The sequence below is a fragment of the Ekhidna sp. genome (assembly GCF_965227465.1).
GTDB lineage: Bacteria > Bacteroidota > Bacteroidia > Cytophagales > Cyclobacteriaceae > Ekhidna.
This window is the reverse complement of the sequence record NZ_OZ245746.1, coordinates 4,193,399-4,209,030: the sequence shown is the minus strand read 5'-3', so window position 1 is coordinate 4,209,030 and position 15,632 is coordinate 4,193,399. Positions and strand designations below refer to the sequence as shown.

The following is a 15,632-nucleotide window of genomic DNA, read 5'->3' as shown; positions in this document are numbered from 1 at the left end:
AGAAGATAATAGGTTTTTAATTCTTGCCAAAGATAGGCAACTCAAAACCTTCCGAAGCGGAAACTCAGAATTGCAGTAGTGCCAGAAATATCATCATCTTCCACATTATCTAATTCTAAACCGGAAACATAGCGATAAGTCGCTCCAGCACCTAGTCGGAAGTATTTCGTTATATTGAATTCAACTTCTATACCGGGTTCTGCGACAAAAAAGACAGAATTTTCAACGGTAAATTCAGAGTCAGCAGGATTATTCATAAAGAAATCTTTATCAACTACCTCTAATGACCCGGCACCTAAAATAATTGGGAAGCTTATGTGAACAAGCTCTTTTGGTGCAATCGTCCCTCCTATAATAATCCCTCCGTAACCTCCATGTAAATGAAGCTTCTTTGGGTTAACATCGCCGGGAACCAGACCTTCGAATTCCACATTGGTGACAATCCCATAGCCAGCTACCCCAAAAAGATAGCGGCGATTAATAATAAATCCGCCATAAGCACCAACTAAAAGTGCCCGCTCATCTTTTAAATCACTAATTTTTAAATCCAGCGCACCAAAGGCATTGAGATCATTCTGTTTACTCAATAGCGACTTTACCTCTTCATCTTGTGGATTATTTGTATCCATATATCGTTGACCTAACACGGAGGAAGAAAGGCACATAATCAGCGTTATATGAATAAGCTTTCTCATTACTTAAAAAACATATTTAAATGAGATTGCTGCATCCCAAAATTTTGCTTTGGTATGTCGCATACCTATAAAATTGAAATATGGTTTCACATCAAAACCAAATGTAGCCGGAACCTCCAACCACCTGTATTCGATACCAAGGCTGGCATCTACACCCATCGTAATATAACTTTTTGCTTCGTAGATAAATGCATCCCCTTCTGCATTGGACAATGTCTTAGATAAATCATCAAACTTCTCATACCCGATATGCCCACCTATTCCATAATGAAGATAAAATCGATCATTGAATGAAAACTCCATCGGCTGATGAAAAAGGTACTGAGCAGTATACTGCATCCCCTCATTTCTTCCGCTCAGTATCATTTCTACCGCCTCATCTTCATTAATAAATTTCTTAAACGTGAGGCCAGATGTATGGCCTAATCGAATTCCGCCAGATTTTTCATATAGCTGCTGAGCTGACAAACTAAAGGAAGTCAGCAGGAATAAAACTAGAATTACATTTTTCATGGGATTCCGGTGGTGACGGTGCATCTAATCTTTATCTACGAAAATAGGAGTTTCTTTTATGGCAACTATCAATTCTCCACCATCGGCTTCAATAATAAGCTGACTATGTCGAGTGTTGGTATTTCCAACAAAACCGGAAAGAGAAATCTTTTCTTCATCCGGAAATTGTTCCTTTTGCATAGTTAGCATGCTATTAGGGAGGATCATTCTATCTTCCGGCGCTTTAATGTATGTTTTTATATAAGATGCCTGATTAAGAATCAAATTGATGTCAGTGGACTTGCCAGTAATATCAATGCTGTTGAAATCTTTGACAATTCGACTCAGGTAAATATCTCCGTAACTAAAATCAAGGCGTGCAGAGCCTTTTAGTAAGTCAGCTGACAGGTTTGTAAACGACCCTTCACACATTACCTCGTTAACTTCCTCCAAATAAATTTTATCGTTTCTGGAGTTTAGTTGGATTCGTCCCATCTTATCAACTCTTATCTCCGAACTACCGCTTTCAATATTCAAATCTTTTGCTTCGTCAATACTTATTTCGGATCCTCTCAATGTAAATATCCCATCTGTAATTTTTCCAAATGAGGATTTGCCAAAACTGTGTTTCAAATTCAATGATTTTGAAAAATCATTTGCTTTTATATCTCCATGAGAGACATTTAGATCAACCTTTCCTTCCAGATTAGTCAAGTAAACATCTCCATATTTATTTTCAACACTAAGCATAACATCCTTTGGCAGCCATACTTCGTAATCAACTTTAAGTTTATTACTTCCCATTACTCCGCCAACCTCGTTCATTACACTTCCAAAAAAACCACCACCACTACTTACTTCGGTCACAGCCGAAATAACACTTCCGATTTTTCGGAATCTTATGTCTACACGTGACATGGATTTCGCTACTACGGAAGAGTTCTTTCCTTCTGCCCGCACTACTACCTCAAAGCGAACAGAGTCCAGATCCCATGTCCGAATTATGACTTCTCCATATTTGCTAACAATCTCAACCTTTGCGTTCTCTGATACTGCAAACGAACGATTAAAATCTCGTTCTTGTCGCACTTGAGACAACAGCGGTAAGGCCAGAAGCAGAAGCATCAATATGTTAAAGTATTTCTTCACTAGTTTCCTTTTCCAATTCACTTAGAATTTCCTCCAATATTTGAAGTTTAAGCTGATAATTTTCCATCATTGCTGTTATCACCTCTTCATTGTCAACATTATCATTCAAATCTGCTTTCAATTCTGCGAAGGCAGCATCCATTTCAGCAACGTCATTTAGAATACGATCATCATTTAGCTTACCTTTTATCAGCGTGATCTTATAGTTTATCTCACTATCATAGAACCTCTCTAATTCAGCAATTTCGCCATTTACAGGTGTTTCAGGATTCATAAAAAAGATGGTGCACCCAATGATCGCAGCAAAGCACGCAGCAATACCGGAAATTTTCCACGGGTCATTTTTACCTTTACTGGGTCCAATTTTATTGGAAATACTTTTCCATTCTCCATCTGAATCAAATGGATAAAGTTCGAAATCGTCTTTCGAACCCTCTACATAATCTTTAAGATTATCCCGCATTTTGACTCCTTTCTTCTATTAATAATTTTCTAATTCGTGCCTTAGCTTTACAATATTGTGCTTTAGATGCTGACTCTGTCACTCCTAAAATCTGGCCAATTTCCTTATGGTCATACCCCTCAAACAGGTACAAATTCAGAACCGTCTTACATCCTTCTGGCAACAAATCAATCACTGACATGATTTGTGATGCCTGAAACTCTGTATATTCAAAATCATCTTCCTCTTCCTCTACAAAATCAGCATTTTCTTCCAGCTGGGCAGTATCCAATTTCTTTTTCCGAATGGCATTAATACAATTATTAATCACAATTCGCTTAATCCATGAGCTAAAGGTGTTCACTTCCCTTAGAGAAGGTAACTTCTGGAATGCATCAATAAACGACTCCTGAAGCAGATCTTTCGCTTCCTCTTCATCACCCATCATCCGTCGGCAAATATTATACATCGCCTTAGCATAGAGTCCGTATAGCGACGACATGGCCGCCTGGTCTCCCTGCTGACTCTGAATAATCAGGTGCTTATGGATGGTGTGTGTGGTGCTCACGATCTATTTAAAGACAATACCTTTTTATAAAGGTTTCTCAATGGCAGAAAAAATATGTTGGTTTTCCTACAAACTTAGGTGATATACGCTTTATCTATGAGCAAGGTTGATTTGGCTTGTAAGGCCTATATGGTCCTGAGCCACTCTTTAGCATCTTCCAGAGTTTCAAAGTGTTGAGTGGTGAATTCACCACCTGTTCGGGAGTTTTCAATTTTTTTGATGGAAATTTTGTTCAGCGCATTATCCCCAACAATGACAGCAGATGTGCGGAAGCCCTTTGCGTAAGCCATCGGATACCACTCCTGGGCGAGCCAGGCCTGGTTTTCTTTACTGACCACAGATGCATTTCGATTATCAGCAATCACCATGCTCGCATTATTCTCAACCAATAAGTCCAAAGCGAAATTGCAGGCGTCCTGAAAATCCTCTGGTTTAGAAAAGCCATTCCAAACCAGACGAATACAATTTAGGTCCTGCTCAAGATAGATTTTGCAGTGGCTTTTATCATACTTTAAGGAAGATGTTGACATAAGCTATGTATTTACAAATGATTTCAATTTTTTTCTGTCAATCTTGCCACTTTCAGTCTTGGGAATCTCATCTACAAGTTCCAGGTGTTTGGGGATTTTGAATTTAGCCAATTTCCCGGCACAAAAATCAAGTATATCGTCTTGAGTCAACGAAGCTGAACTTCCCACAACTATCGCCTTGCCTACCTCACCCCATCGGTCATCGGGAACCCCAATTACGGCCACTTCATGAATAGAAGGATGTGTCTGAAGTAATTTTTCCACTTCAGCCGGATACACATTTTCTCCACCAGAGATAAACATGTTTTTTATTCGATCTTTTACATAAAAATATCCTTCCACATCCCGAACGAGAATATCTCCAGTTCGGAACCATCCATCTGTAAAGGCCTCTTTGCTCGCCTCCTCATTGTTCCAATACCCGGGAGTCACCACCGGGCCGTTGAGCCAGAGCTCACCTTCTTCTTCACCTTTCGCTTCCGTGCCATCTTGCTTCATTAGTTTCACATCCACGAAAAAATTAGGTGTACCAATAGATCCAATTTTTCTCATGGCATCATCATGATGAAGGGAATAAATATTCGGACCGACTTCCGTTAGTCCAAAACCCTGACGGATAGGGACGCCCTTCGACTCCCACAACTCAATCAGTGGTAAAGGCATTGCCTCTCCACCCACGATGAAATAGCGAACAGACTCCAGACTCACTTCATTAAGCGACTCATCATCAGCCATCATCTTGAGCATAGTAGGAACACCCATAAATAGTGTGGCCTCCTCGTCTTCTAATAAATTCAGCACGGTAGCCGCATCAAATTTTCGTAGCAGGGTGAATGATCCTCCCTGAAGTAGAAAAGGCATTAGCAAAACGTTCCACCCTCCAGTGTGAAAAGGTGGCATACAGATGACTGTATGATCCCGAGAGGTTATATCCAGTCTTATTTGCGTATTTATCGCATTCCAAAAAGCCATTTTATAGGAATAGATCGCTCCTTTTGGAAAGCCCGTGGTACCCGAAGTATAAATAATGAAAAGTGGATCATCATCCTTAATGTCATTAGCATTAAACTCTTCATCGCCTAAAACTTTAGAGAGCTCAGAGAAAAGATTCTGCATGTCCCAGCTAATGGATGGCTGATGTTCCAACTCATCAGGATGGATCAATGAGCTAAACTTTTCTTCCGAGATCACCATTTTTGGCTCACAATTGTTGACCATGTAGCAAACCTCCCTTGACGACAATCGATAGTTTAACGGAACTATGATAAACCCCAACTTCATGGCCGCACCCAAAAGAACAATGTATTCCAATCTAAACTCAGACAATACCGCTACCCGATCACCTGGCTGAACACCTTCCGTCTGTAATCGTTTCGCCAGGTAATTAGAAAGATTGTTGAGCTGACGATACGTAAGGCTATCGCCGGTTTCAGCATCCGAAACGGCCACTTTTATGGGAGCATATTCAGCCCACCGCTCTATCCAATCTTTTCGAAAGCTCATAGATATTAAAATCTAAATGCAGCACTGGCAAATGCTAGTCCACCACCAGAACCGATAAAGTAAATCAAATCTCCTTTTTTTACTTTCCCGAGTTGGACAGCCTCATCCAACGCCATTGGAATACATGCTGATCCGGTGTAGCCATATTCATGCATCACCGTATGCGCCTTATCTCTATCCAGTCCCAACTTGTCAAGTGTCGCCCAAATGCTATTGATATTGATCTGGGTAAACATGAACTGATCTACATCTTCCACGTTTGTTCCAGATCTTTTTGCGAGCTCATTGGCCATGTCTGACCAAACATCAGGGTTCAATTCACTTGGAAAGCGCTTGACGAATTTTAAGAGGTGATCTTTATTTTCGACCACCTCCTTAGTTATTAGTTGAAACGTACCTCCAGCATAGATGCCCATCCAGTCACAATATTCTCCCTTGGTTCGTAGCTCGCTGGCCTGGTAGCCAGTTCCAGTTTCTTCAGTAGCTGATAGTATCACTGCCCCTGCTCCGTCAGCAAACAGATTGCAGGTTTTCTTGTCAAGTTTATTCAGATACTTACTCATTGCGTAAGCCCCGATGACCATCACCTTGTTGTAGTTTTCGTCTGCTTTGATGTACTTCACAGCCGTATCCAGGCCGATGACAAATCCAGCACAAGCCGAATTGAGATCAAAAGTTCCGGCATTTTTCATACCCATTTTGTGCTGAACCTTGGATGCGGTAGAGGGAGAGATGTATTCAGGTGTGTCTGTGCAAACAATCAGCAAGTCGATATCTTCAGGTTTTAATCCTGCACGGTCTAAATTGACCTTAGCAGCCTCAATGCAGAGGTCGGCTGTGGACTCATCCTCATCACACCATCGGCGGTTTCTAATATGCACGTTGGCTTCCAGCCATTCCGAAACATTTTCCCCTAAAATTTCATCAAAATAGGTGTTGGGGATAATGTTTTTTGGAACATACATCCCGGTTGAAATGATTCTGGCGTTTCTCATATTATACTGTCATTCCTCCATCCACACTAATTGTTGCTCCATTGATATAGCCAGCCTCTTCTGATGCTAAAAAGCAATACGCATTGGCTATATCTTCCGGCTTACCTAAAGTTCCGGTGGGCACTTTTGATTTCATCATGTCAATGACATTGTCCGGCATGTCCATCACCATATCTGTGGCAATAAACCCCGGCGCTACAGCATTGGCTGTAACTCCTTTTCTGCCAAGCTCTCGAGCCCACACCTTCGTTAATCCAATAACTCCGGCCTTTGTGGCTACATAGTTGGATTGACCAAAATTTCCATAGATACCCACTACGGATGACGTATTTACAATTCGCCCATAGCCCGCTTCTGTCATGTGTGACTGAATGTGTTTTCCACAATTGAAAACACCCGTGAGATTCACATCAATGACCTGTTGCCATTGGTCAGGTGTCATTTTTTTCAATGTAGCATCTCTTGTAATTCCGGCATTATTAATGAGAATGTCAATTTTACCATGTTTTTCAATGACCGCTTCTGTAGCTTTTCCAACTGCTTCATAATCTGCAGTATTCACTTTCTGAAACGCTCCGTCAATCTCGCTGGCCAACTGATTGCCCGCCTCTTCATTCAGATCCCAAATAATCACTTTGGCTCCTTCAGCAGCAAACTTTTGACAGGTCGCTTTTCCTATACCATTTGATCCGCCTGTAACGATGGCCACTCTATTTTCTAGTCTTTTCATTTAATCAGTATTAAAAGGCCGATAACTAGATGCTACCGGCCTCTATTTTGCACAACTCTACTACTTATTTTCCCGGAAGGTCAAGTTTTAATTCTATGCTGTATAGTCTTCCAATGAATGGAGACGCAGTGAACTCTCGGTATTCACTATCAAAAAGATTTGTAACAGCAATCGAACTAGTGAATGTATCCGTAATTCTATATCCGAATCCTAAATCAACGTTTACAAAACCAGCTAAAGGACCGTAGTTATACGAATCTGTACTTCTTGCGTCTTCTACAATAGGTGTACCTCTGTAGGTTAAATCTTGTGTTGCTGCAGCAATTTGGAAACTGGAGAAATAGTCGTATTCCTCTACCCATCTTACAAATACATTTCCAAAGATTTTATCCTTGTTGTAGTTGATTCCAAAGCTGGCCTTGTTCTTTGGAGCATTCACAAGTAGATCGAGTTTATTTACTGTTCCATCTCCATTGAAGTCATTCTCAAGCTTATCTTCATCTATTGGATAATCGAAGTAGGAGTAATTGAAATCTAGTGTAATGCGCTGATTAACCAAATAGTTTAAGCCAATGTCGAAACCATAGGTGTTGAACTTACCAAAGTTTACATAGGTAGCAACCAAACCACCATAAACACCATATGCAGACTGAACGTCTTCAATTGGTGTATCTCCTCTATGTGTTGTTACGCCAACTACTGTTACTGGACTCAAGAAGTTCTCAGAAATATTGTAATAAGCATTCACGTCAGCATAAAGCTTCTTTGAGCCAATGCTCCCTTTATAGCCAACTTCATACGTCTGAAGTTTTTCAATGCTCTGCTTTTCAACTTTGGATCCATCTGTCAAGGTGAATCCTTCTGCATTTCCAAGGATCAAGCCTCCAAACAGGTCTCCATACATGTTTAGAATTGTTGGTGCGGCAACTCCCTGACCATATGTAATACGGAATGTCCCGCTTTCTACTGTTTTGGTCAACCCCACCTTAGGTACGAAGTTGAAACCATACACGTCATGATTATCTGCCCTCAAAGCAACTGTCCCTTTGAATCCACTTCCAAACGCGTATTGACCCTGACCATACCATCCGATTTGATCAACAGTTATGAAATCATCCTCATTTTCATCAAGTAGATAGGTTCCGTGTGAATTAGCCATGTCCCGCTGAAACTGAACGCCAGTCACAAAGTTGAAGGCTCCCCAGTTATTGTTATACTGTACTTCACCATTCCATCTTTTGGAATCGTCTATAAAACGAGCTCCTGATTGTAGTGATGCATCTGCTGCTTCTGCCTCTGAGGCTCCTCCATCTCGTGATGCCCAGTATGCCTTGGTTCTGTCATCCAGGGAATGAGTATCTCTGGTATCACTCAAGCTTAAATATGCTTGTGCAAAAATTCTCGGTGAAACATACCGTAGATGAAATGTCTGAATTTTCCAGTCGATAATTTCATTTCGCCCTACATTGGTTGGAGAAAGGTATGTGCTGTTACTTGCATCGTATGAAAAGATCAGGTCAGAATCATCATTCAAGGTATAATAAAGGCCTAAACCCCCTTTGATAAATTCGAATTCATTATCTAAATCATATTCCTCATAACCTTCTTTGATGCCATCAGGACCTCCATTTCCACTATTATCAGTTCTGTCTATATACACAGAGTCAGCAAACTGAAACTCCTCACCTCGGGTATATTCAAAATTCAGTTTGAAAGCAAATTTGTCGTTCAGGATTTGCGCGTGTCGCAATCTACTTGTGAATACATTTTGGTTCCCTGCACCAAGTGCTACGGTAGTTCCCTCAGAGGCTCGAGGATCTTTAGTGATAATATTCACTAAACCATTGTGAGCATTAGGTCCATACAGCGCTGAGTTTGGCCCCAGGATTACCTCCACTCTATCAATATCTTCTTTAATTTGAGGACTTAATGGTCCAAAAGGCAGACCAGTAGCAACCAGACTAGAAAATCGACCATCGGTCACCTGAGCATTTTTAGCATTGAAGTTGCTATTGAAGCCTCGAACATTAATCCCGGTTCCAACCACACCTGAACGGATATAATCAACTCCCTTCAATCTGGATAGCAATTCGCCAGTATTAAATGAACCCCAGTTTTCCAGGTCTTTGCTTGAAATAATCTCGATAGTAGCAGGTGTCTCAGTAATTTTTTCCGGCTGACGACTTCCTGAAATTACAACCTCTTCACCAAATACAGTTCCTTCTTCCAGTTGAAAATCTACAGTGACAGCTGATCCACTGACTGATACAGACTGTTCAATGGCCTGAAATCCTACATAGCTGGCAACCACCACATACGTGCCATTTGCCAATCCTTTGATCTCAAACTTTCCGCTTGGGTCAGTAACATCGCCATTTGTAGTTCCTTTTATCACTACATTGGCTCCAATGAGTGCTTCGCCAGTCTCACTGTCCGTGACAGTACCGGTAATGCTTCCTCCCTGAGCAAATATGCTCGCAGAAAGCAGCGTTAAAACGAGGGTTAAGTACAGGTTTTTCATAACTTTAGTTTGTTAGCATTTGTTTAACAGCTCGATTGAAGCCCGCCGGATTATCCATTTGTAACATGTGTCCGGCAGCTTCAATCATTTTAATTTTAACATTAGGTATTTTATTTCCCACTTCAGCCACTTGCTGGGTGGCCATTCCTGCATGCAGGTATCTATTAGGTATCAAAAAATCTTTCTCGCCAAAGAGTACATAGGTTGGAACCTTGATCTGGTCCAGCTCCACAAAAACGGGATGAGATAGCATCCCTTTGACTCCCATCTCTCTTACTTTGGCATAATCCTTAAACCATGGAGCTTCTTTGGCTTTGATCCGATCCTGAATCATTTCCTCAGCTAAAGGCGGCATATTCACAAAGTTGATCTTGTAGGCAGCTCGTATTTGGTCTTCTGTGTGGCTCATCAAAACTGCAGCACTTGAAAATTGCGCTAGCGTTGCAGCCTCTTCTTCCGTAAATGTTTCAAAACCTGCCGGAGCAGCTAGTATCAATCGACCCAGCCATTGCGGATTCTCTAGCGCCGTTACTATACTGACCTGCCCACCCATGGAATGGCCCATCAGAATTACATTATCTAGCTCCAATGATTTCACAAAAGCATCAAGTGAGCGAGCGAAAAAGTCCATGTAATCTTCTTCATCAAAAGGCCTCAAAGTAGACTGACCGTATCCTGGTAAATCCAGCGCTATACATCGATATTCATCGCTTAATCCTTCAATTGTTGGGTACCAATTTTTTATATAACCACCCAGCCCATGCACCATCACAATTACAGGTGCATCCTTTGCTCCTTCATCCAGGTAGGCGATCTCAATGTCATCGAAAATGGTGACCTTCTTTATGTCATATTTATAGGTAGGCATGAATTCATCATTTTGAGCGAAAGTGAATTGTGCAAAAACCAGGGTCGATATCGTGATCAGGTTCTTCATGCGATTGAAACTTTTTCTCGTCTTGATTTCGCATAAGTATGTAATATCAGAGCTATGGCGAGCGAACCTAAAATGGCAAGTGTGGAAGCGATGGCCGGGTTTCTTACTTCTTCCTGCATGTACGGCGTAAGCCTGCCGTAATAAACTGAAAAATGAATAATTATGGCAGATACTGAACTCAAAAATGGCACATGCACCGGCACTTGCTTTAGAAAAGTTCCAAAAAGAACGGGCACAAAAGCAGCAGAGAAATAGGCATAGACACCATTTTGCGCAAAAATTCCGACACTCAAATCAGGAGAAACCAGTTGTTGCCAGCTGAATCCAAAAGAAACAACTGCTAAGAATATGATTGTGAGTCGATTCAGGATGACCGGCTGAATTCTCGGCTCACCAAATATGGGACGAATAACATCTTGTGTGATTGTTGTGCTTAGGCTTTGGATCAAGCCTTCTAAAGTAGAAAGACCCGCTGATATCAGTCCCATGACCACAATGATTCCAATACCGGCGGTAAATTTTTTCACAACATAAGCTGAAAGTACCCCATCGAGGCTGAGCAGGCTGCCATCATCTGTGAGATTCGGAAACTCCAGTCGGGCATAGAGACCTGCAAAAACCACGAGGAAGAAGAGGAATTCAACAATTACACCTGCGATCAGGTAAGTATTTACCTGATTATCATTTTTTAACAGAAGCGATTTAGTGATGATATGTGGCTGACATACAATCGCTATCCCAACCACAACCTGACAAAAAATTATTTCAAAATAGTCCCTGAATAATGGACTTTGCGGATTTGTCCCATCTGCAAGGGCAGGGTCAATTGCTTTAAGTTTTGCTAAAAATCCTGAGATACCATCGGAGAAATGTTCGTAACCGGAAGTAAGCAAAATGATAGCAACCACGATCATCAGAGAGGCCTGAATCATGTTGGTGTATACCATGGAGTTTGCTCCACCAAACATCATGTATCCAAACACAAATACCACCACCGAAATCAAAATATAGATTTCTTCTATATTCAATGCTTTTGATAAGAGTTTGCTCAGGCCAACACATATCAGCACGATAAATGTGATGAGTAACAAGGATACGAAACCAAAAAAGAGTGCGTAGGTTTTATTTTCATATCTGCTACCAATCCACTGAGCCATGGTTAGCGCTTTTACTGAAGTTCCTACCTTCCGAAACCCTTTGGTAATCACTATCAATGATACCAGTGATGAAATGGACAGCACTAATCCGAATGAAAGAAATCCGCTGATTCCGTAGTAGGCAATAAATCCTGGATTGATGATGAATGTTGCTGCACTGGTCATAGAAGCCGCAAGTGCCAGCCCAACTGCTATCGGGGAAAAAGCAATATTACCTAGTGCGTAATCTGAGATGTTTTTAGTCTGAATGGCTCCTCTAATAACAAAGAACAGAATCAGCGCCATGTAGGCGATTACTGCTATCCAAACATATTCAGTAAAACTTGCTGAAGCCATATTTTCACTTAATCCAGCTACCAATTTTTACTTATTCAGGCGCTTTGGCAACTGAACTCAGGTGAAAGAAGGTTTTTTTAAGGTGAACAGAACCTTTGTCGTGGTGAAGGAAAAATCCGCAATAAATCGCCGGATTTTTAAATAAAAGTCAATATACACTTCTGACAAAGTGTTGAAATTTAAAATTTCATATTATCGAAAGGCGCTTCATGAGGTCCTCACGGTAGGTTTTTCCAATAGGAATGCTCTTATCAGCAATTTGTATGTAATTATCCTCTATCGCCTGTATGTGCTCTACATTCACAATGTAGGAGCGGTGCACACGCATAAATCTGGATGCCGGGAGTTTTTCCTCAAGGGTTTTTAAAGAATAGCTCAGGATGTAGCTATTTTGACTGGTCATCAGGATGGAGTAAATATCATTGGCCTCAATGTATCTGGTATCCTCAAACTTTAACTTTTCCAATCGGTTTTTCACTTTCACAAAAAGATGAGACTCACTGACTACTGTGTCCTCTTTTTGGTTTCCGGCAGCCAAATGATGTCGGTGCAGGGCGATTTCAATGGCTGAAACCAACTCATCATCATCAAAAGGTTTGATCAAGTACCCATCCGGATTGGTCAGTTTTGCTCGTTCAAGCGTTGCATGGTCTCTGTCAGAAGTAAGGTATAATACCGGAGTATTCGTTTTACTTTTAATCAGTGAAGTAACTTCTATCCCATCCATCAATCCTGCCAGATTGATGTCCATGATGACAATATCAGTGGGTTGTTTGCTCAGCGACTGGAGCAATTCTTCACCGGATTCTCTGATACCTAATATCTCATAGCCGCGCTCCTCAAGTGTAATTCTCAAGTTCTTTGCGACAACAAAATCATCTTCGGCTATGAGTACTTTAGTTTTCCCCTCTGACATTCTTCAAAAGTAAACGCAAATTCGTAACTAAATCAGTCACGATTATATTGCAGGTCAATTATTTCATTCTGATGGGGCGAGCTTGTACGTATATTTTTCTATTTACTGCGGTTTTTATACTCCAGGCCCAAGCCCTTTTTCTCGATAGTCTATTGCAACAACCAGCAGACTCTAATGAGTTTTTAAATAAAGAATGGTATTGGACAAAAATTGATCTAAATCCTGAGAATCGATACGTGGAATTACCAAACTGGAGCCATGTGGTAGCTTATGGAGATGATGGTATTCACAGCACAGGTACAATGATTCCAGGTATTAATAAAAGCTATTTCTCTTTCAAGAATATCATCCATACAACAAGTGATTCCTTATTGGTAAAACTCAAAGGAGATCATCCGCTTTTTGAATTGGAGGTGGCTTCTGTCAATCAATTCACACCTGACCAATGGAGGTTTCAAGAACGCCAAAGATTTATTGCGCATGGATTGTTTTTTGGTATCCTGATCGTAATGGCCCTTTACAACCTTATGATCTACATGGCTGTAAAGGATCAAAGCTATCTGTGGTACGTGCTTTCCATTGTAGGTTTTGCTTTGTATATGGCCTTTTATTACGGATTTACATTCGAGCACTTTTGGCCGTCAAGACCCCACTGGAATGCTTATGTCTTTGCCTTGATCATACCGCTCACGAACATCAGCAGAATATTGTTTACCAAGACTTATCTTCATACTGATCAATATGTTCCCCGATGGAATACTTTCTTTACCATTCTGCTTCTACTCTATTTAACACCCATAGTGATGTGGCTAATAAGCTGGCTGGAAATAAAAGACTGGCTCGTGGAAACCAATCATGTAATTGGATTTCTTGGAGCAGTCACCATGTCAGCCATTACCATCGCTAGTGTGATCGTCTACTTGAGGGGTTATAAGCCAGCTCTTTGGTTTTTGGTTGCTTTTGCGCTATTCAATATTGGAGGTATCCTGTTCATTTTCCGGGAGCTTCACTATTTACCGGACAATTTTTTAACCCGCTATATCATCCAGATTGGAGCGGTTGCACAGGTGGTTTTGTTTTCACTAGGTCTTTCTGATAGACTTAACCGAACAAGAAAGATGTTGGCACTGGAAACGATTGAGAAAGAAAAAATCGCTCGTGAAAAGGAAATGGAGAAAAAGCAACTGGCTGAAAAACAAAAAGATGAGCTTGAACGACAAGTAAAAGAACGAACGAAGGAATTGGAAGAAACGCTCAACCAGCTCAAACTTTCTGAGAGTGATTTACGAGAGCTGAATCAGATCAAATCGAAGCTCTTCTCCATTATTTCCCATGAGCTGAAGAGTCCACTTACTACTGTCGATTCATATCTCAACCTTTTCATCAATCATTATAATAAGCTGTCGCCTGATGAAATTTCTGAACTCAGCGATAAGACCCGCTTTTCACTTCAAAACCTGATATTGTTGATGGATAACTTACTCCTTTGGTCGCAGCTCCAGCAGGATAGTTTGACTTTCAATCCTACCAATGTAGACCTTAGAAAGGCGCTTGATAAGTCATTGAAGTTGTTTACACCTCTCCTTGAACAGAAGAAAATTAAAATTGAAATTGAAGCCGGAGTGGATGAAACCATATTGAATGCAGATAAGGACATGCTAGAGTTTGTGGTTAGAAACCTTATTCACAATTCGATCAAATTCACTCCTAAAAATGGGAAGATCAAGATTGTGGCAGAACATGGTATTGATCTCACAAGAGTATCGATCATTGATACCGGAATCGGGATGACCAATGAAATGATCCAGAAGATTTTGGATAAGGAGGAAGGGTTTACCCGAACAGGTACAGAGCAGGAAAAAGGTTCAGGAATCGGTCTTCTGATGTGCAAGGACTTTATTGAAAAAAACCGGGGTAAATTGGAAATTAGTGCCAAACAGGGAACTACTGTTTCCTTTTGCCTACCTGGTAGTAAAGTGCACTGAAAATACCTTTCTTATAAAAAGAGATTTGGCTTTCCTTAAAGCCATTTTCCTTTAAAAGGGTTCTAATATCAAGCAGTTTATTCGTCTCAAGCTTAGAAAATAGCTTAAAGAATATCAGCATTGCTTTAAGTAAGAATGGGTTAATGATATTTCTCTCAAAATCTGTAATAATCAGCTTTCCATCTGGTTTAAGTCGTCCATGAATCTTTGTAATAACTTTCATCAACCCCTGGATTTCAAAACAGTCCAGAAAAAATGGACAAATGATCGCATCATATTTATCCTGTAGTGCGTAAACGAGAAAGTCAGCGTGAATGAAAGAAACAGGAGAATAGCAGCTACGTTTTTTAGCTCTTCGAATCATGGAAGAGGCTAAGTCTAAAAAAACAACATTCTTACAATGAGGTATTTTTTCAAGAATTTTTCCAGTTCCTCCTCCTATAATTAAAACTGTATCCTCTTTTTTGATAGTGTCTACAAATTTCTCCTGAGAGCTTAAAAGGGCTTTTTCAAAGACAATTCTACCCAACATGTCATACAATGGAGCAATTAAGTTGAAGTTATTGGTTTGAGCCTTTGGCGAAGAAAATGTCATAGAAGGATTATTTTATTTAATACCTCTTTTGGGGTATTCAAAACTGGCATTATCTTCATCCCTTTGAAAAAATTTAAAACC

General features: G+C 40.6%; 15 protein-coding genes. 1 reads left to right on the top strand and 14 read right to left on the bottom strand.

Annotated elements, in window-relative coordinates; all coding sequences use genetic code 11:
• Positions 1-41: 41 nt before the first annotated feature.
• The 13 genes from ACO05G_RS18575 to ACO05G_RS18515 all read right to left on the bottom strand — a co-directional run bounded on the left by ACO05G_RS18575 (position 42) and on the right by ACO05G_RS18515 (position 12,971).
• Entirely contained in the window at positions 42-695 is a 654-nt protein-coding gene (locus tag ACO05G_RS18575; RefSeq protein WP_348283422.1) for a hypothetical protein, read from the bottom strand.
• Between the two features lie 3 nt (positions 696-698).
• Positions 699-1,208 carry a hypothetical protein gene (locus ACO05G_RS18570; protein ID WP_421764088.1) on the bottom strand — a complete coding sequence of 170 codons (510 nt, stop codon included), beginning with the start codon at positions 1,206-1,208 and terminating at the stop codon, positions 699-701.
• 24 nt (positions 1,209-1,232) lie between these two features.
• Positions 1,233-2,336, bottom strand: coding sequence for a hypothetical protein (locus ACO05G_RS18565; RefSeq protein WP_421764087.1), 1,104 nt, complete (start codon positions 2,334-2,336; stop codon positions 1,233-1,235).
• Complete coding sequence (locus ACO05G_RS18560) at positions 2,320-2,799, bottom strand: hypothetical protein (RefSeq protein WP_421764086.1); 480 nt, start codon at positions 2,797-2,799, stop codon at positions 2,320-2,322. Before ACO05G_RS18560 ends, ACO05G_RS18565 begins: the two co-directional genes overlap by 17 nt.
• A complete protein-coding gene (locus ACO05G_RS18555; RefSeq protein WP_348283418.1) occupies positions 2,789-3,346 on the bottom strand; it encodes a sigma-70 family RNA polymerase sigma factor in 558 nt (185 codons plus the stop codon). Before ACO05G_RS18555 ends, ACO05G_RS18560 begins: the two co-directional genes overlap by 11 nt.
• A gap of 125 nt (positions 3,347-3,471) precedes the next feature.
• Positions 3,472-3,876: a hypothetical protein gene (locus ACO05G_RS18550; protein WP_421764085.1), complete on the bottom strand. Its 405-nt coding sequence runs from the start codon at positions 3,874-3,876 to the stop codon at positions 3,472-3,474.
• 3 nt (positions 3,877-3,879) lie between these two features.
• Positions 3,880-5,379: an o-succinylbenzoate--CoA ligase gene (gene menE / locus ACO05G_RS18545; protein ID WP_421764084.1), complete on the bottom strand. Its 1,500-nt coding sequence runs from the start codon at positions 5,377-5,379 to the stop codon at positions 3,880-3,882.
• 5 nt (positions 5,380-5,384) lie between these two features.
• On the bottom strand, positions 5,385-6,374 hold the full coding sequence (locus tag ACO05G_RS18540) for a 3-oxoacyl-ACP synthase III family protein (protein ID WP_421764083.1): 990 nt from the start codon (positions 6,372-6,374) through the stop codon (positions 5,385-5,387).
• A 1-nt stretch (position 6,375) separates the two neighbouring features.
• Positions 6,376-7,104 (bottom strand): beta-ketoacyl-ACP reductase, encoded by a 729-nt coding sequence (locus ACO05G_RS18535; RefSeq protein WP_421764082.1) that lies wholly within the window; start codon positions 7,102-7,104, stop codon positions 6,376-6,378.
• 64 nt (positions 7,105-7,168) lie between these two features.
• Complete coding sequence (locus ACO05G_RS18530; protein ID WP_421764081.1) at positions 7,169-9,625, bottom strand: TonB-dependent receptor; 2,457 nt, start codon at positions 9,623-9,625, stop codon at positions 7,169-7,171.
• Between the two features lie 4 nt (positions 9,626-9,629).
• Positions 9,630-10,562, bottom strand: coding sequence for an alpha/beta fold hydrolase (locus tag ACO05G_RS18525; protein ID WP_421764080.1), 933 nt, complete (start codon positions 10,560-10,562; stop codon positions 9,630-9,632).
• Positions 10,559-12,055, bottom strand: coding sequence for a sodium/pantothenate symporter (locus tag ACO05G_RS18520; RefSeq protein ID WP_421764079.1), 1,497 nt, complete (start codon positions 12,053-12,055; stop codon positions 10,559-10,561). Before ACO05G_RS18520 ends, ACO05G_RS18525 begins: the two co-directional genes overlap by 4 nt.
• Before the next feature lie 187 nt (positions 12,056-12,242).
• Positions 12,243-12,971 (bottom strand): LytR/AlgR family response regulator transcription factor, encoded by a 729-nt coding sequence (locus tag ACO05G_RS18515; protein ID WP_421764078.1) that lies wholly within the window; start codon positions 12,969-12,971, stop codon positions 12,243-12,245.
• 71 nt (positions 12,972-13,042) lie between these two features.
• Between ACO05G_RS18515 and ACO05G_RS18510 the strand changes: the two genes are divergently transcribed.
• Entirely contained in the window at positions 13,043-14,956 is a 1,914-nt protein-coding gene (locus tag ACO05G_RS18510) for a 7TM diverse intracellular signaling domain-containing protein (RefSeq protein WP_421764077.1), read from the top strand.
• Here the strand turns inward: ACO05G_RS18510 and ACO05G_RS18505 are convergent.
• Positions 14,916-15,551, bottom strand: a complete 636-nt coding sequence (locus tag ACO05G_RS18505) for a class I SAM-dependent methyltransferase (RefSeq protein ID WP_421764076.1) — start codon at positions 15,549-15,551, stop codon at positions 14,916-14,918. The genes ACO05G_RS18510 and ACO05G_RS18505 overlap by 41 nt on opposite strands.
• Positions 15,552-15,632 lie beyond the last annotated feature (81 nt).

Excerpts from the sequence above, each read along its gene's own strand:
- ACO05G_RS18575 (WP_348283422.1), bottom strand. The coding sequence starts at position 695 with ATGAGAAAGCTTATTCATATAACGCTGATTATGTGCCTTTCTTCCTCC.
- ACO05G_RS18570 (WP_421764088.1), bottom strand. The coding sequence starts at position 1,208 with ATGAAAAATGTAATTCTAGTTTTATTCCTGCTGACTTCCTTTAGTTTG.
- ACO05G_RS18560 (WP_421764086.1), bottom strand. The coding sequence starts at position 2,799 with ATGCGGGATAATCTTAAAGATTATGTAGAGGGTTCGAAAGACGATTTC.
- ACO05G_RS18550 (WP_421764085.1), bottom strand. The coding sequence starts at position 3,876 with ATGTCAACATCTTCCTTAAAGTATGATAAAAGCCACTGCAAAATCTAT.
- menE (WP_421764084.1), bottom strand. The coding sequence starts at position 5,379 with ATGAGCTTTCGAAAAGATTGGATAGAGCGGTGGGCTGAATATGCTCCC.
- ACO05G_RS18540 (WP_421764083.1), bottom strand. The coding sequence starts at position 6,374 with ATGAGAAACGCCAGAATCATTTCAACCGGGATGTATGTTCCAAAAAAC.
- ACO05G_RS18535 (WP_421764082.1), bottom strand. The coding sequence starts at position 7,104 with ATGAAAAGACTAGAAAATAGAGTGGCCATCGTTACAGGCGGATCAAAT.
- ACO05G_RS18530 (WP_421764081.1), bottom strand. The coding sequence starts at position 9,625 with ATGAAAAACCTGTACTTAACCCTCGTTTTAACGCTGCTTTCTGCGAGC.
- ACO05G_RS18525 (WP_421764080.1), bottom strand. The coding sequence starts at position 10,562 with ATGAAGAACCTGATCACGATATCGACCCTGGTTTTTGCACAATTCACT.
- ACO05G_RS18520 (WP_421764079.1), bottom strand. The coding sequence starts at position 12,055 with ATGGCTTCAGCAAGTTTTACTGAATATGTTTGGATAGCAGTAATCGCC.
- ACO05G_RS18515 (WP_421764078.1), bottom strand. The coding sequence starts at position 12,971 with ATGTCAGAGGGGAAAACTAAAGTACTCATAGCCGAAGATGATTTTGTT.
- ACO05G_RS18510 (WP_421764077.1), top strand. The coding sequence starts at position 13,043 with ATGGGGCGAGCTTGTACGTATATTTTTCTATTTACTGCGGTTTTTATA.
- ACO05G_RS18505 (WP_421764076.1), bottom strand. The coding sequence starts at position 15,551 with ATGACATTTTCTTCGCCAAAGGCTCAAACCAATAACTTCAACTTAATT.